The 14206-nt window shown below is 66.5% G+C and carries 10 protein-coding genes; 3 read left to right on the top strand and 7 right to left on the bottom strand.

Annotated elements, in window-relative coordinates; translation table 11 throughout:
• Positions 1-134: 134 nt before the first annotated feature.
• Both F2P45_RS26870 and F2P45_RS26865 read left to right on the top strand, forming a co-directional pair.
• Positions 135-4691 (top strand): response regulator, encoded by a 4557-nt coding sequence (locus tag F2P45_RS26870; protein WP_166881286.1) that lies wholly within the window; start codon positions 135-137, stop codon positions 4689-4691.
• On the top strand, positions 4688-5608 hold the full coding sequence (locus F2P45_RS26865) for a diguanylate cyclase (RefSeq protein ID WP_166881285.1): 921 nt from the start codon (positions 4688-4690) through the stop codon (positions 5606-5608). Before F2P45_RS26870 ends, F2P45_RS26865 begins: the two co-directional genes overlap by 4 nt.
• A gap of 28 nt (positions 5609-5636) precedes the next feature.
• Here F2P45_RS26865 and F2P45_RS26860 read toward each other — a convergent pair whose 3' ends face one another.
• From F2P45_RS26860 to F2P45_RS26835, 6 genes are all read right to left on the bottom strand, one after another.
• Positions 5637-7232 (bottom strand): methyl-accepting chemotaxis protein, encoded by a 1596-nt coding sequence (locus F2P45_RS26860; protein ID WP_166881284.1) that lies wholly within the window; start codon positions 7230-7232, stop codon positions 5637-5639.
• A gap of 116 nt (positions 7233-7348) precedes the next feature.
• Positions 7349-9034 carry a methyl-accepting chemotaxis protein gene (locus F2P45_RS26855; RefSeq protein ID WP_166881283.1) on the bottom strand — a complete coding sequence of 562 codons (1686 nt, stop codon included), beginning with the start codon at positions 9032-9034 and terminating at the stop codon, positions 7349-7351.
• 166 nt (positions 9035-9200) lie between these two features.
• On the bottom strand, positions 9201-9656 hold the full coding sequence (locus F2P45_RS26850) for a MaoC family dehydratase (protein ID WP_166881282.1): 456 nt from the start codon (positions 9654-9656) through the stop codon (positions 9201-9203).
• On the bottom strand, positions 9649-10119 hold the full coding sequence (locus F2P45_RS26845) for a MaoC family dehydratase (protein ID WP_166881281.1): 471 nt from the start codon (positions 10117-10119) through the stop codon (positions 9649-9651). Before F2P45_RS26845 ends, F2P45_RS26850 begins: the two co-directional genes overlap by 8 nt.
• Positions 10116-11261, bottom strand: a complete 1146-nt coding sequence (locus F2P45_RS26840; RefSeq protein WP_166881280.1) for an acyl-CoA dehydrogenase family protein — start codon at positions 11259-11261, stop codon at positions 10116-10118. The genes F2P45_RS26845 and F2P45_RS26840 overlap by 4 nt, the downstream gene beginning before the upstream one ends.
• A 10-nt stretch (positions 11262-11271) precedes the next feature.
• Positions 11272-12462, bottom strand: a complete 1191-nt coding sequence (locus tag F2P45_RS26835) for an acyl-CoA dehydrogenase family protein (protein ID WP_166881279.1) — start codon at positions 12460-12462, stop codon at positions 11272-11274.
• A gap of 168 nt (positions 12463-12630) precedes the next feature.
• Here F2P45_RS26835 and F2P45_RS26830 point away from each other — a divergent pair, with 168 nt between their 5' ends.
• Entirely contained in the window at positions 12631-13092 is a 462-nt protein-coding gene (locus tag F2P45_RS26830) for an Rrf2 family transcriptional regulator (RefSeq protein ID WP_166881278.1), read from the top strand.
• Positions 13093-13447: 355 nt separating this feature from the next.
• Here F2P45_RS26830 and F2P45_RS26825 read toward each other — a convergent pair whose 3' ends face one another.
• Positions 13448-13951 (bottom strand): hypothetical protein, encoded by a 504-nt coding sequence (locus tag F2P45_RS26825; RefSeq protein WP_166881277.1) that lies wholly within the window; start codon positions 13949-13951, stop codon positions 13448-13450.
• Positions 13952-14206: the final 255 nt, after the last annotated feature.

The raw sequence follows: 14206 nt of genomic DNA, 5'->3' as shown, positions 1-14206 counted from the left end.
GTTGCTGGTCGATATGGCAAACGCATAGCCGCGCACGGCTGGCGTAAAGTGCTTTGAAGAAAACGCGCGCTCGGCTACCATCGATCTCAGTGCGGTGCGTGGCGCCGCCTTTGATGCGGCGAAAGGTTCGGGCAGTGTCGTTTTCATCACGTTCCACCCTCCCCTCGATCCGCTCGAAGACCGCGATGCTGGTCCTCGCCTGCGCCGTGCCGACCCTGATCGGCTTTGCCGCCTTGTCGTACGATTCCTTCCGGCGCGAACGCGCCGACCTGCTGCGCGATGCCGAGCGGCTGGCGCAAAATGTGCTCATGGCGGTCGAACGCGATCTCGATGCCGGCGAAACGGCCGCGCGCGCCCTGGCCAGTTCGCCCAGCCTGAGCAGCGCCGACCTGGCCGATTTTCATTACCAGGCGCGCTCCATCCTCGGCCCGGAGTTCCCCGGCTATGCCTTCGTGCTGAGCGACCTCGATGGCAAGCCCCTGCTCAACACGCGCGTGGCCCATGGCCTGCCGCTGCCGCCCAACGGCAACGCCGAGACCATCCGCCAGGTGGCGCGCAGCGGCCTGGCCGCCACCTCGGACCTGTACCGCGCCGGCCCCGCCGCACCGTACACCGTCTCGGTCGAGGTGCCGGTGCGGCGCCACGGCGAGGTAGTGTACGTGCTGTCGGCCCAGCTGCGCCCCGAGCGCTTCAACCAGCTGCTGGCCGAACAGCGCCTGCCGCCGCGCTGGAACGCCCAGTTGTTCGACCGCCGCGACACTTTTGTGGCGCGCAGCACCGCGCCCGACAAATTCGTCGGCTCGCTGGCCCGTCCCGAAATGGCCAGCCTGGCGCGGCGCGCCAATGCCGGCACGGTCGAACTGACTTCGCGCGAGGGCGTGCGCGTCATCTCCAGCCTGCAGCGCTCCGTCAAGCGTGGCTGGTACGCCACGGTGGCCCTGCCGCGCGACGCCGCCTACGATGCCCTGCGCGAGGCGCTCGCCAGCGTGTTCCTGAGCGTGGCGGCGCTGCTGGTGGTCGGCTTCGCCGCCGCCTGGAGCATCGGCGGCGTGATCGGGCGCTCGGTGCGTTCGCTGTGCGCGCCGGCGGCGGCGCTCGGGCGCGGCGAACCGCTGGAACTGCCGCCGATGCAGATCCGCGAAGTGGCCGAGGTGGCCGGTGCGCTCAGGCACATGGGCGGCGAGCTGCAACGCTACCGCAACGACCTCGAAACCCTGGTCGCCGAACGCACCGGCGAACTGCAACGCGCCAACGCCCTGCTCGAAACCGTGTACGCGACCGCGCCGGTGGGCCTGGCCCTGCTCGACGCCGACCTGCGCATCGTCATGGTCAACGACTACCTGGCCGCCCTCAACGCGATTCCCGTGGCCGGGCACCTGGGGCGCACCCTGCCGGAACTGCTCGGCCCCCTCGGCGTCGAGTACGAGAAGGCCTACCGCCAGGTGCGCGATACCGGCCTGCCGATCAAGTCGGCGCACGAATCGCGCCCGGTTCCGGGCTCGCCCGATGTCGAAAGCCACTGGGTGGTCAGCTACCACCCGGTGTTCGGGGCCGACCATGCGCTGGTCGGCATCAGCGCGGTGGTGCTCGACGTCAGCGAACGCAAGCTGCTGTCGGAGCGCCTGCGCGACGTCAACGAGCAGTTCCGCGCGCTGTACGAGATGTCGGGCGACGCCCACATGCTGATCGCCCAGGGGGCCGGTTTCATCGGCGGCAACCAGGCGGCGGTGCGCATCTATGGCTGCACCGGCATCGACGAATTCCTGACCCTGTCGCCGGCCACCACCTCGCCCGAATTCCAGCCCGACGGACGGCGCTCGGCCGACAAGGCCGAACAGTTCATCCGCTACGCGATCGACAACGGCAGTCACCATTTCGAGTGGCTGCACATGCGCCGCGACGGCACCCTGTTCCACGCCGATGTGCTGCTCACCAGCGTCAATATCGGCGGCAAGGGCATTTTGCAGTCGACCGTGCGCGATATCAGCGAGCGGGTGGCCGCCGAAAATGCCCTGCGCGCCACCAGCGAACGGCTCGAGCAGAGCGAGCGCTTCATCCGCACCGTGACCGACAACGTGCCCGGCATGGTGGCCTACTGGGACGCCGAACTGCGCTGCCAGTTCGCCAACCGCCTGTATCTGGAGCTGTGCGGGCGCAGCGCCGTCGAGATGACCGGCGCCAGCATGGACGAGGTGCTCGGCCCCGACACCATGGCCGACATCGCGCCGCACCTGCGCGATGTCCTGGCCGGCAAGGCCGCCCACTTCGCGCGCGAGCTCAATTCGCCATCCGGCGAAGTGCGCCACACGTGGGCCAGCTACATCCCCGACTTCGACGAGGACGGCGCGGTGCGCGGCTTCTATGTGCTGATCTCGGACGTGTCGGAACTCAAGCGCACCGAGTTGCGCCTGCAGTCGCTCAACGAGCAGCTGATCGGCGCGCTGGAACGGGCCGAATCGGCCAGCAGCGCGAAAAGCGAGTTCCTGGCCAATATGAGCCACGAAATCCGCACGCCGATGAACGCCATCATGGGCCTGGCGCGCCTGCTGGAAGAAGGGGCGCTGGAACGGCGCGAGCGCAGTTATGTCGCCAAGATCAAGATGTCGACCCGCTCGCTGATGGGGATCCTCTCCGACGTGCTCGATTTTTCCAAGATCGAGGCGGGCCAGCTGGTGCTCGAAGCGTCGCCGTTCAGGCTGTGCCAGGTGCTCGACAGCATGTCGGTGCTGTTGTCGGCCAACGCCTGGGGCAAGGGCGTGGAGCTGGTGTACGCGGTGGCGCCGGAGGTGCCGCTGTTCGTGGTGGGCGACGCGCTGCGGCTGGAACAGGTGCTCCTGAACCTGATCGGCAATGCGATCAAGTTCACCGAACAGGGCGAAGTGGTGTTGTCGATCACCCGCCGCAGCGAGAGCGACGGCGTGCTGGTGCTCGATTTCTCGGTGCGCGACAGCGGCATCGGCATCGCGATTGAACAGCAGGAGCACATGTTCGACGCCTTTTCGCAGGGCGACAGTTCGACCAGCCGCAAATACGGCGGGACCGGCCTGGGACTGGCGATCTGCCGCCGCCTGGTGGGCCTGATGGGCGGCACCCTGGGCGTGCGCAGCGAACTCGGTGCCGGCGCCGAGTTCCTTTTCGATTCGGTCTTCGGCGTGGCCGGGGGCGACGACGCGACCAATCTGCCCGAGCTGCCCGAGGGCGCGGTGCGCTCGGTGCTGGTGGTGGACGACAACCGCAGCGCGCGCACCGCCATCGCGCGCATGTGCGGCGGTGTCGGCTGGCGTGCCGACACCGCCGCCAGCGGCGCCGAGGCGCTCGAACGCTTGCGCGCCGCCACCCGCGCCGGCGCGCCGTACGACCTGATGTTCCTCGATACGGCGATGGCGGAACTGGACGGCATCGCGGTATTGACGTTCGCGCGCGCCGATCCGGCCATCGCCATGCCGCGCTGCGCGCTGATGGTGGCCGAGAGCGCGCGCGAACAACTGGTCGGCCTGCAGGATGACCTGAAACTCGACGCCATCCTGAGCAAGCCGGTCACCCGGCTGGCGCTGATGGCGGCGGCGGTCGAACTGCATACCGGGAAGGCGGCCCCCGAGGTCTCGGCCGACCTGCCGCTGGCCGGCCGCCTGAAGGGCTTGTACGTCCTGCTGGTCGAGGACAACCAGATCAACCAGGAGGTGGCCAAGTACATCCTGCTGCACGCCGGCGCCGCGGTCGATATCGCGGCCAACGGGCGCATTGCGGTCAGCATGCTGGCCGACGCCCCGAGCCGTTACGATGCGGTGCTGATGGATATCCAGATGCCGGTGATGAACGGTTACGAGGCGGCCGAGGCGATTCGGCGCATGGGCGTGAACACGCTGCCAATCATTGCGATGACCGCCAACGCGATGGAGGAAGACCGGCGCCACGCGATCGCGGCCGGCATGAACGCCCATGTGGCCAAGCCGATCGATGTGGACGACATGGTCAATACCCTGATCCGGGTCTGCGCGCGGCACGAGGTGCGCCAGCCGGGGACGGCGGGCGACGCTGCCGCCGGCCCCGGGGCGGCGCCGCGCAGCGGCCATGCGGCAGCGCCCGGCCACACGCCGCGCATCGACATCCCCGGCATCGACCTGGCCTCGACCTTGCCGCGTTTCGGCGGTCATCTGGATAACTTCGTGACCTTGTTCAAGCGTTTCGAGAGTTCGCAGGGCCAGACCCTGGACGAGGTGCGCGCGCTGCTGCGCGGCGAGCAGCGCCAGGAAGCGATCCAGCTGGTGCACCGCTTGCGCGGCGTGGCCGCCAACCTGGGGGCGAGCGAACTGGCGGCGCTGGCGTTCGATTTTGAACAAGCCTTGCGCAGCGCCGGCAGCGCCGAGCTGACGGTGCGCCTGGGCGCCCTCGACAAGGCGCTGCAGGCGGTGTTCGAAACCGCGCGCGCCCTGCCGGCGCCGGCCGCCGCCGGCGTGCGCCCGGGGACACAGGACCCCGCACAACTCGACGCGGCGCTGGCGGAACTGCTTGGTTTGCTTCAGAATAACAACCTGAAGGCGATGTCGGCATTCGATGCCCTGCGTCCGGTTCTGGACGCGGCCCTGGCCCCGGCCGTGGTGGGCGCGCTGGGCGACGCCGTCGCCACGCTCGGCTTTGCCAACGCCGCGCTGCAGGTGCAGGAGATTTTGAAACGAAGGGACCATGCATGAGTTGGACCGATATGGCAAGGAACGGACGAATCCTGATCGTCGACGACGCGATGGAGAACATCCAGATCCTGCACCAGGCCTTGCAGGACGAGCACGAAGTGGTGTTCGCGATGAACGGCGCCAAGGCGCTGCATATCGCCCAGACCCAGCGTCCCGACCTGATCCTGCTCGATGCGATGATGCCCGACATGGACGGCTATGCCGTGTGCCGGGCCTTGCGCGAGTCGGGTGCCACGCGCGACATCCCGATCATTTTTGTCACCGCCCTCAAGACCCCGGAAGATGAAACGCGCGCGCTGGAAGCCGGCGCCGCCGATTTCATCACCAAGCCGGTCAACGCGGCGGTGGTGCGGGCGCGGGTGCGCACGCAGCTGACCGTCAAGCGCCAGAGCGACGCGCTGCGCGAACTGACCCTGACCGACGGCCTGACCGGGGTCGCCAACCGGCGCGGCTTCGACGAGGCGATGGACACAGAATGGCGCCGCTGCGCGCGCGCCAAAACGGCGCTGGCGCTGATCATCGCCGACATCGACCATTTCAAGGCGTACAACGACGCGTACGGACACCAGGCCGGCGACGACAGCCTGGTGCGGGTGGGCGCGGCGATGCGGCGCGCGGCGGCGCGCCCGCAGGACCTGGTGGCGCGCTATGGGGGCGAGGAGTTCGTGATCTTGCTGCCGCAGGAAGACAGGCGCGGCGCCGAGGTAGTGGCCAAAAAGCTGCTCGACGAGATCGCGCAGCTGGCCATCCCGCACGAAAAATCGGGCGCCTCGCCGTGGCTGACCCTGAGCATGGGCGTGGCCAGCCTGATGCCGGCCGACGGCTTGACCAGCGGTGGCCTGATCAAGACCGCCGACGCGCTGCTGTACGAGGCCAAGGCCGGTGGACGCAACCGCTATTGTTTACAGGCCGATTAAAAACAGTTCAAGCGGATTACGACATTGCTTACTTCGTTCCGGCCACTCGCCCCGTCTTTTTCGGCGCCACCACCGCGCTGGCGGGCAGCTTGAAGACCTTGACCACGCCGGAGAGCGCCCCGGCCTGATCCTGCAGGGCCTGCGCCGCCGCAGCCGCTTCCTCCACCAGCGCCGCATTCTGCTGCGTCACCTCGTCCATCTGCGCAATGGCCTGGTTGATCTGCGCGATGCCGGCGCTCTGCTCCCCACTGGCCGCCGTGATCTCGCCCATCATGTCGGTCACGCTGCCGATACTCGTCACAATGGCCTGCATGGTCGTTCCGGCGCGGTCCACCAGTTCGGTGCCCTGCGTGACCTTCTCCACCGAGTCGCCGATCAGCAGCTTGATTTCCCTGGCCGCCGCCGCCGAGCGCTGCGCCAGGTTGCGCACTTCGCTGGCAACGACCGCAAATCCGCGCCCCTGCTCGCCCGCGCGCGCCGCTTCCACCGCCGCATTGAGCGCCAGGATATTGGTCTGGAACGCGATCGATTCGATCACGCCGATGATGTCGACGATCTTGCGCGACGATGCGTCGATCGCCCCCATCGTATCGACCACCTGCGCCACCACGGCGCCGCCCTGCATGGCCACTTGCGAGGCCGACATGGCCAGCTGGTTGGCCTGGCGCGCATTGTCGGCATTCTGCCTGACGGTCGATGTGAGTTCTTCCATCGACGACGCGGTCTGCTCCAGCGAACTGGCTTGATGCTCGGTGCGCGCGGACAAATCCATGTTCCCGCTGGCGATCTGGCCGGATGCCGTGGCGATGGCATCGGTACCGCTGCGCACCTGGCCGACGATGCGCTGCAAGCTGCCGTTCATCTCCCTGAGGGCCTGCATCAATTGGCCCGTTTCGTCGCCCGAGCGCACCGCGATGTCGCTGGTCAGGTCGCCCGCGGCCACCGTCTTCGCGACCCGCACCGCGGTGACGATCGGCGCGGTGATCGAACGCGCGATCCACCAGCCCGACAAGGCGCCGACCAGCAGCGCGGCCAGGCCGAGTACCAGCATGGCCTTGCGCGCCAGCACGGCGCTCGCCTCAATGCGCTGGCCGGCCGCGCCGACCAGCGTCTTTTGCAGGCTGGCCAGCCGCGTCACCGAGCCTTGCAAGGTGTCGAGCGCGGGCAAGGTCTGCTCCAGCATGGTGGCTACAGCCGCATCGCGCTCCTGCGCGGCGAGGCGCTTGCCGACGGCGCCGAACGAGGCCACATACGCCGCGCGCTGCACCTTGATGTGCGCCAGCAGCTCCCTGCCTTCGGCGCTGCCGGGCAGTCTGTCGAGCACCGCGATGGCGCCGGTAATCTCCCTCTTGTTGGCCTCGATCTTCTCGCGCACCCTGGCGCTGTAGGCGGCATCGGGAGCGATGAACAATTCGAGCGTGGCGCGCGCGTTGGCGCGGGTGGTGACGTTGATGACGTTGGCGGCATCGGCCTGCACCAGGTCGCGCTCGATCATGGTGCTGCTGACGGCGCTGATATTGGCGAGCAGTGTGAGCGCGCTGGCGATCAGGGCCGCCATGATCAGCAGGATGATGCCGAACGCGCCACCCAGGCGCGTCCCGATTCTTAAGTTTGCAATGTTCATGCTGCTACCGGGCGGCCCGTATCTGATATTTCCATGCAGCAATAGTAGGCTGGGCGGGCGGCCCTCGTCAACCAACGCAGATCAAGGAAATCGCGATTCGCCCCCGGCCGCCTGTCTCAGAACTGTTCCCAGTCGTCCGGGCCGGCAGCGGCCACTTCGCGCGTGCGTCCAGCGGCCGGCGCGGGCGTGGCGCGTTGCGGCGGCGCGCGCGTCGCCAGCGCGCGCTGCGCGGGAGGCACACTCGCTTGCGCCGCGCCCGCCGGCAGCTTGAAGACACTGACCACGCCCGCCAGCGTGCCGGCCTGGTCCTGCAGCGCACCGGCCGCCGCCGCCGCCTGCTCGACCAGCGCGGCGTTCTGCTGCGTCACCTCGTCCATCTGGGTGATGGCCTGGTTGATCTGTTCGATGCCGGCCGTCTGCTCCACGCTCGCCGCCGTGATCTCGCCCATCATGTCGGCCACGCTCTTGATGCTGGTGACGATCGCCTGCATGGTCGTGCCGGCGCGCTCGACCAGTTCGCTGCCCTGCGCGACCTTGTCCACCGAATCGTCGATCAGCATCTTGATTTCCTTGGCCGCCGCCGCCGAGCGCTGCGCCAGGTTGCGCACCTCGCTGGCAACGACCGCAAACCCGCGCCCCTGTTCGCCCGCGCGCGCCGCCTCCACCGCCGCATTGAGCGCCAGGATATTGGTCTGGAACGCGATTCCTTCGATCACGCTGATGATCTCGACGATCTTGCGCGACGATGCGTTGATCGATCCCATGGTGTCGACCACCTGCGCCACCACCGACCCGCCCTGCACCGCCACGTGCGAGGCCGAAATGGCCAGCTGGTTGGCCTGGCGCGCATTGTCGGCGTTCTGCTTGACGGTCGATGTGAGTTCTTCCATCGACGACGCGGTCTCCTCCAGCGAACTGGCTTGCTGCTCGGTGCGCGCCGACAAATCCATATTCCCGCTGGCGATCTGGCTCGACGCGGTGGCAATCGCATCGGTGCCGTGGCGTACCTGGTCGACGATATTGCACAGGCCCGCGTTCATGTCGCCGAGGGCGGCGAGCAGTTGCCCGGTCTCGCTGGACGAACCGGGCGCGATGCGGGCACTCAGGTCGCCCGCCGCCACCGTCCTGGCCACCCGCACCGCGTCGTTGACCGGCAGCGTGATCGAGCGCGTGATCCACCAGCCGGCCAGCACGCCGATGACCAGCGCCGCCGCGCCTTGCCACAGCATCAGGGTGCGCGCGCTGGCGATGCGCGCGCCGACATCGGCACTGGCCGATCCGACCAGGCGTTTCTGAAACTCGGCCAGGGCGCTGACCGAGGCCTGCAAACCGTCCAGCGCCGGCAGCGTTTCGGTGCGCATCACGGTTGCCGCTTCATCGCGCCTGTCGGCGGCGATCAGTTTGTCGACGCGCGAGTACGAGGCCACATAGGCGACGCGCGCACTGGTGATCCGGTTCAGCAGGTCGCGCCCTTCGCGGGTGTCGACCAGTTTGTCGAGCCTGGCCAGCGCATCGGTGATCAGTTTCTTGTTCGCTTCGATGCGCGAGCGGATATTGGCCAGTTGCGCCGGGTCGGTGACGATGAACAGTTCGAGCGTGCGGCGCGCATTGGCGCGCGTGCCGACGTTGACTTCGTTGGCGGCATCGGCCTTGACCCACTCATGCTCGACCATGCGCCGGGTGCTCGCGCCGGCACTGTTGAGGAGGGTGATGCCGGTGGCGATCAGGGTCGCCATCAACAGCAAGACGAGGCCGAAACCGGCCCCCAGACGAACACCGATCTTCAAGTTCGCAATTTTCATCCGTACTCCCGGCTGATGACCGTACGACGACACGACGACAAACTACCCGTCAGCTCATACTAGTCTCATCCGGTGCGCCACGCGGCCGGGATTGCCCCGTGATTCCTGCTAGGTGCGATGGCAAGTGCGGTGGTGTAGGCGGGACCGGGCGGCCCCGCCGCGGGCATCAAGGGTAGCGCCGCACCAGCAGTTCGGCCACGCAGACCGGCTTGGCGCCGCCCTCGCGCTCGACGATGACGCTCCATTCGAGCTGCGCGCCGCCGTCGATCGGCTCGACCTGCCGCAGTGTCAGGCGCGCGCGCACGCGGCTGCCGACCGGCACCGGAGCCGGAAAGCGCACCTTGTTCAGGCCATAGTTGACGACCATCTTCGCGTCGACCATGCGCAGCGCCCTGCCGAACAGGCCGGAAATGAGCGACAGGGTCAGGAAGCCATGCGCCACCGGCCCGCCGAATGGCGACTCGCGCGCGCAGCGTTCCAGGTCGAGGTGGATCCACTGGTGGTCGTCGGTGGCGTCGGCAAACTGGTTCACGCGTTCCTGGGTGATCTCGACCCATTCCGACACCGCGAGCTCCTGCCCCACCAGCGCCTGCATCTCGGCCAGGCTGGAAAATTCACGCATCGTTGTTCTCCCGCGGGCGGCGCCCGAACATGCCCATGCCTTCGATCGTGCAGACCGCCTCGCCGTGCTGGTTTGCGGCCCGCCAGGTCGACCAGACCACGCCGCGATCCGGGCGCGAGCCCGATGGCTTGAGCCCGGTGGTGATGTAGGTGACGCTCAAGGTGTCGCCGGCGCGCACCGGTTGCAGCCAGCGTACCTTGTCCAGGCCCGGTGAGCCCATGCTCGACGAGGTGCCCAGCACGCTGTCGACCACCATGCGCATCATCATGCTGCAGGTATGCCAGCCGCTGGCGATCACACTGCCGAAGATGGACGCCGCGGCCGCGTCATGGTCGACGTGGAAAGGCTGCGGGTCGAACTGGGTGGCGAAGGCGATGATTTCTTCTTCGGTCACGGTGCGGCTGCCGACCGCGATCTCCTGGCCGACGTAAAAGTCCTCGAAATACCATGTGCTCTGTTTCATGCCATGTCACCTTGCGCGAATCCCGGCTGCGCGATGAAGCGCTGCAGGTGGTGATCGGAGTCGCCCAGCGACAGCTCGATCATGGTCAGGCGCTTGAAATGGTGCGCGGCCGGCAGTTCGTCGGTCACGCCCATGCCGCCGTGCAGCTGGACCGCCTGCTGGCCGACGAACTTGAGCGCCTGGCCGACCCGGAACTTGGCGGCCGACACGGTGCGGCGGCGTTCTTCCACATCGGAGGATGCCAGGCGCACCGCGGCCAGCAGCGCCATCGAGCGCGCCTGTTCGAGGTGGATGTACATGTCGGCCATGCGGTGCTGCAGCGCCTGGAATTTGCCGATCGGCGCGCCGAACTGGGTGCGCGTCTTGAGGTAGTCGAGCGTGGCGGCGAAGATGGCTTCCATCGCGCCCAGCGCTTCGGCGCACAGCAGGCCGGCGCCGTAGTCGGCACCGGCGTCGAGCAGGTTCCAGCCCTGGCCTTCAAGGCCGATCAGGTTTTCGCGCGCGACCTGGACATTGGCGAAGCCGATGTCGGCGGCGCGCTGGCCGTCGAGCGTGCGGTAATCGCGCACGCTCACACCAGGCGCATTGGCCGGCACCACGAACAGCGACACGCCATCAAAGCCGCGCTGCGCGCCGCCGCTGCGCGCCGAGACGATCAGGCTGCCGGCCTGGCCGCCGTGCACCACCACGCTCTTGCGGCCATTGAGGACGTAGCCGCCGGCATTGGCGACGGCAGTGGTGGCGATGTCCGACAGGTCATGGCGCGCCTGTTTTTCGGCCAGCGCGCACGCCAGTTTGAGTTCGCCGCCGGCCACTTGCGCCAGCAGCTCCGGATGCTGGCCGCCCAGCGTCAGGAAATGCGCACCGAGCACGGTGGCGAAATACGGTTCGACCACCAGGCCGCGCCCGAGCTCCTGCATGACGACGAACATGTCGACCGCCGTGCCATTGAAGCCGCCCTGCTCTTCCGGCACCGGCAGCGCCAGCATGCCCAGTTCGGCCAGCGCGGCCCACGCCGCGTCGGAGCTGCCGGCCTCGGAGTGGACGATCTTCTTGCGCGCCTCGAAGCTGTAATCCTTGGTCACCCAGCGCTTGAGGGCATCGGCGAAGGCCAGCTGTTCTTCCTTGAAGTTGAAATCCATGTTCAGTCCCTCACAGGCCCAGGATCATCTGGGTGATGATATTGCGTTGAATCTCGTTCGAGCCGCCATAGATGGAGGTCTTGCGGAAATTGAAGTAGTGCGAGGCCAGCGGCGCGGCGTCGTCATCGTCGAACACGCTGTGCGGCGTGTCCGATTCGAGATAGGCCGGATCGAAGGGCAGCGCCATCGGGCCGACCGCTTCGACCATCAGTTCGGTGAGCGTCTGCTGGATTTCGGTGCCGCGCACCTTGAGCACCGACGCTTCCGGTCCGGGCGCCTTGTGCTCCTGCGCCAGCACGCGCATGACGGTCATCTCCAGCGCCATCAGTTCGATTTCCAGCGTGGCCACCTTGGCGGCGAACAGCGGGTCGTCGATCAGCGGCTTGCCGTTCTTGTTGCGCGAAGCCGCGATGCGCTTGAGCGTGGCCAGTTCGCGCTTGGAGCGGCCGACCGCGGCGATGCCGGTGCGTTCGTGGCCCAGCAGGTATTTGGCGTAGGTCCAGCCCTTGTTTTCCTTGCCGACCAGGTTCTGCACCGGCACGCGCACGTTATCGAAGAAGACTTCGTTCACTTCGTGGTCTTCGTCGAGCATGATGATCGGGCGCACCGTCACGCCCGGGCTGTGCATGTCGATCAGGAGGAAGGAGATGCCTTCCTGCTTGCGCACGCCGCTGTCGGTGCGCACCAGGCAAAAAATCATGTCGGCATGCTGGGCCAGGGTGGTCCAGGTTTTCTGGCCGTTGACGACATACACGTCGCCATCGCGTTCGGCGGTGGTCTTGAGCGACGCCAGGTCGGAGCCGGCGCCCGGTTCCGAATAGCCCTGGCACCACCAGTCTTCGCACGAGAGGATGCGCGGCAGGAAGTGGGCTTTCTGTTCGTCGCTGCCGAAGGCCATGATGACCGGGGCGACCATGTTGACGCCGAACGGCAGGATCGGCGGCGTGCCGGCGCGCGCGCATTCCTCGTCCCAGATGTGGCGCTGCACGGCGCTCCAGCCCGGGCCGCCGAATTCGGCCGGCCAGCCCGGCGCGACCCAGCCCTGGGTGGCGAGGATGCGGTGCCAGCGCACGTAATCGTCCTTCGACATGCGCAGGTGCTTGCGCACCTTTTGCTGCAGATCGGCCGGAAGATTGGCGTCGAGGAAGGCGCGCGCCTGGTCGCGGAACGCCAGGTCCCCGCTCGTATAGTTCAGGTCCATACAGTCTCCTTTGTTATTATCGTCCAAAAATAGCACGACCGTTCACAATGATTGTACATGAAATAGTCGGGCTGGGAAGACGGCTTTTGCGGGCGCCAATTGGGGCGCACGGGGAGTGTCGGGAGGCGGTAAACTGTGGCTCCAGATCACCTTTTATCGCGACATTCAATGAGAACAGACAGCCGCCTTTCCCGCGTGCTCCATGTGCTGCTGCACATGGCCAGGCATGACGGACCGATGACATCGGAACACATCGCCAGGATGCTGGACACCAATCCGGTGGTGGTGCGGCGCACCATGGCCGGCTTGCGCGAGGCCGGCTATGTGAGGTCCGGCGCGGGCAAGCACGGGGGCTGGACGATGGCCTGCGATCTGCGCGAGGTGACCTTGCTCGATATTCATCGCGCGGTGGGCGGGCCGCATTTGTTTGCCATTGGCGTCGATAAAGCCAATCCCGACTGCGCGGTCGAAAAGGTGGTCAACCAGGCGCTGGGCGATGCGCTGCAACGGGCCGAGGCGATCCTGATCGAGACTCTGGGCAACGTGGTGCTGGCCGATCTGGCGCAGCGGTTCGATCAGTTGTGCGTGGCGGGCGGTTGGGACGAGGCGGCACGGCACGCCGACGGCTAGAAGCGGGGCGCGGCCAGGTCCAGCCAGATCGTTATGCACGGCACTGAGCGGATCAGCCGGCGCCTGAAAAGTAAGCATCCGGCCGCACCAGCTTGGAGACAGACACGCCGGGTTCGCAAGCCGCAACGGCGAGTCGGCGCTTGAACTCGACTGAATTGTTCGGCTTGCCCTTGCGCTTGCCCGGCTTTGCTTCTGAGTCCAAAGTAGTTCCCATCAAAAAGCGGTGGGAACTACTTTGTCGGGCGAGCCTGCTTACGTCCAGACGGCGCAGGCAAGACGCTGACGCGTTTGCGAGGGCGGTCTCACACAGAAGCGGGACGAATGCGGGCGCGTCGCGTGCTGTGAAAAACCTTGCTTATCGGCGAGGGCAGGCCCCGAAGCCGACGGTTTGTACCGGTGGGTTTGCAGTGGCGGGTCCCGTCGGGGCGGACTGGACGGTGATATTTGAGAAGGTCACGTTCGCCAGGACCAAGTTCTGTCCAGATGGGCACGCAAAGTTGCCAGGACCTGGGGCAGCCAGAGTAAGACAGCCTGAAACGTTGCCGTTTCTATCGCTGACGAAATCCCCGGATGTCGACACTTCCGTGTTGACCGTGGTCTTATTTGCTGCGCTGGGGCATTGTCCACTTTTAGTCTGGCAAACGAAGGTCGCGCTTGCATTAGCGCTGGCGTTAACCGTGATTGTCGCATTATCGCCCAAGCCTGCTATTTTAAAGCACGCCTGCACACTGGTTCCGGCCAGCGTCGACGTCACTCGCCCGACAAAGTGGGGACGCGCCGCATAAACGGTGGTAGCCGCGCCTGAAAGTGCCCCGCATAAAACCATCGTTTTTGCAAAATGATTGATTGTGAGTTTCATGATGTTACCCCTGAAAAGTGCTGCTTCGAATACATCTTTACTACTGCTACACGGCAAAGCGCCCAATCGATCGATCAGTTACCGCGCCTGGCTGCGCGTTCAAGAGTAGGCTGCTGATACCTTGAAAATTTGTAACTATTCAGCCGCTATGCAACTGATGGGATAGGCGCGCCGACAAATGCGCGCTGTAGCACTGCGAGCATGTTGTGGCCCTGTTTTCGCAGGGTATCGAGGCAAGAACGGATGACGCAGAAA

Source organism: Massilia mucilaginosa (assembly GCF_011682145.1).
In the GTDB taxonomy this organism is placed as follows: domain Bacteria; phylum Pseudomonadota; class Gammaproteobacteria; order Burkholderiales; family Burkholderiaceae_D; genus Telluria_A; species Telluria_A mucilaginosa.
This window is presented reverse-complemented; position numbering and strand designations above follow the sequence as displayed.

What these genes read in the sequence shown, in the direction of transcription:
- F2P45_RS26825 (WP_166881277.1), bottom strand. Translation starts at nt 13,951, where the DNA reads ATGAAACTCACAATCAATCATTTTGCAAAAACGATGGTTTTATGCGGG.
- F2P45_RS26850 (WP_166881282.1), bottom strand. Translation starts at nt 9,656, where the DNA reads ATGCGTGAATTTTCCAGCCTGGCCGAGATGCAGGCGCTGGTGGGGCAG.
- F2P45_RS26830 (WP_166881278.1), top strand. Translation starts at nt 12,631, where the DNA reads ATGAGAACAGACAGCCGCCTTTCCCGCGTGCTCCATGTGCTGCTGCAC.
- F2P45_RS26845 (WP_166881281.1), bottom strand. Translation starts at nt 10,119, where the DNA reads ATGAAACAGAGCACATGGTATTTCGAGGACTTTTACGTCGGCCAGGAG.
- F2P45_RS26855 (WP_166881283.1), bottom strand. Translation starts at nt 9,034, where the DNA reads ATGAAAATTGCGAACTTGAAGATCGGTGTTCGTCTGGGGGCCGGTTTC.
- F2P45_RS26860 (WP_166881284.1), bottom strand. Translation starts at nt 7,232, where the DNA reads ATGAACATTGCAAACTTAAGAATCGGGACGCGCCTGGGTGGCGCGTTC.
- F2P45_RS26865 (WP_166881285.1), top strand. Translation starts at nt 4,688, where the DNA reads ATGAGTTGGACCGATATGGCAAGGAACGGACGAATCCTGATCGTCGAC.
- F2P45_RS26840 (WP_166881280.1), bottom strand. Translation starts at nt 11,261, where the DNA reads ATGGATTTCAACTTCAAGGAAGAACAGCTGGCCTTCGCCGATGCCCTC.
- F2P45_RS26835 (WP_166881279.1), bottom strand. Translation starts at nt 12,462, where the DNA reads ATGGACCTGAACTATACGAGCGGGGACCTGGCGTTCCGCGACCAGGCG.